The sequence below is a fragment of the Shigella sp. FJ200513 genome (assembly GCF_040495915.1).
Lineage (GTDB): Bacteria > Pseudomonadota > Gammaproteobacteria > Enterobacterales > Enterobacteriaceae > ECMA0423.
This window is the reverse complement of record NZ_JBDYCV010000290.1, coordinates 1-455: the sequence shown is the minus strand read 5'-3', so window position 1 is coordinate 455 and position 455 is coordinate 1. Positions and strand designations below refer to the sequence as shown.

1 protein-coding gene is annotated in these 455 nt (G+C 52.1%); it reads right to left on the bottom strand.

Annotated elements, in window-relative coordinates:
• Positions 1–455, bottom strand: a 455-nt coding sequence (locus ABZJ92_RS22290) for an IS66 family transposase (RefSeq protein WP_353745636.1), incomplete at both ends; no start/stop codon positions are given.

The following is a 455-nucleotide window of genomic DNA, read 5'->3' as shown; positions in this document are numbered from 1 at the left end:
ATGCACTTGGTTCGACGGCCAGTCATTGAGCTTCTCGATCACTTCGCGCAACCAGTCCTCCGGCTCCACTTCGTTCTGTTTGCAGGTGACCAGCAGACTGTAGATGATCGCCGCACTTTCTCCTCCCTTGTCTGAGCCGAAAAAGAGATAATTTTTTCTTCCAACCGCCACCGATCGTAACGCGTTTTCACCGATGTTGTTGTCTATTTCCACCCGGCCGTCACGACAGAACTCGTTCAGCGCATTCCAGTGATTCAGGATATAGTCGAACGCCTTCGCCATCTCCGCATGTTTCGACAGCGTTTTCCTCTGCAACTGTATCCAGTCGTACAACGACTGCATCAACTGGACGCTTCTGGCTTTTCTGACTGCAAGCCGTTCCTCTGCCGGACTGCCACGTATCTCCGCTTCTATGTCGTATAACTCTGCTATCCGTCTGAGCGCTTCCTGAGTCA